Source organism: Aminobacter sp. P4_D5 (assembly GCF_056401815.1).
This window is the reverse complement of the sequence record NZ_JBFUIP010000956.1, coordinates 1-621: the sequence shown is the minus strand read 5'-3', so window position 1 is coordinate 621 and position 621 is coordinate 1. Positions and strand designations below refer to the sequence as shown.

Genomic DNA, 621 nt, shown 5'->3' with positions numbered 1-621 from the left:
GGGCAGCAGGGCGGCGACCTCGGCCTCCTGCATGAGGTCGGCCTGGAAGGCGAGGGCGCGGCGGCCCAGTCGCGCGATCTCGCCGGCCAGTGCGCCGGCCTCCTCGGCCGAGCTGTTGTAGTGAATGGCGATGTCGAAGCCCGCCTCGGCCAGGGCCAGTGCGATGGCGCGGCCGAGCCGCTTCGCGCCCCCGGTGACGAGGGCCAGGCGCGGAATTTCCTCGCGGATGGGAAGTGGGCTCACCGGGACTAGAGCCTTTTTCGTTCGCAAGRGCYCACTGCAAAGCCTCTAGCCTGTTGTTTTGAGAGCATGATTCACGCCTYCGGTGATTCCACCKKCGGCGATCATGCTCTAACTGCTGCGTCAGGCGGCGTTCGGCAAGAGCATGGCCGCGTAGCCGCCGCGCGGCGTCCCGGCCAGCGCCTCGGCCACATCAGGATCGGTCAGGGCGGCAAGCTCCCCGGCATAGTCGTAGCCGTCAGCGCTGCCCGGGAAGCCGCCGGCGCTGGCGGGATGGAAGTAGAGCTCCGTGACCCCCCCGGGCAGGTGCGGCAACACGCCGAGCAGCCGGTCGGCGGTGAAGTGGCCGGACCAGGCGAGGCCGACCACGCGGTCCGGCGC

Annotated in this window: 2 protein-coding genes; both read right to left on the bottom strand. The window is 70.6% G+C overall.

From position 1 onward, the window contains the following. On the bottom strand, positions 1-243 hold a 243-nt coding region (locus tag AC1DWF_RS36045; protein ID WP_476843246.1), incomplete at its 3' end, for an SDR family NAD(P)-dependent oxidoreductase. Positions 244-363: 120 nt separating this feature from the next. After that, the coding region (locus tag AC1DWF_RS36040; RefSeq protein WP_476843245.1) for a ChbG/HpnK family deacetylase at positions 364-621 on the bottom strand (258 nt) is incomplete at its 5' end.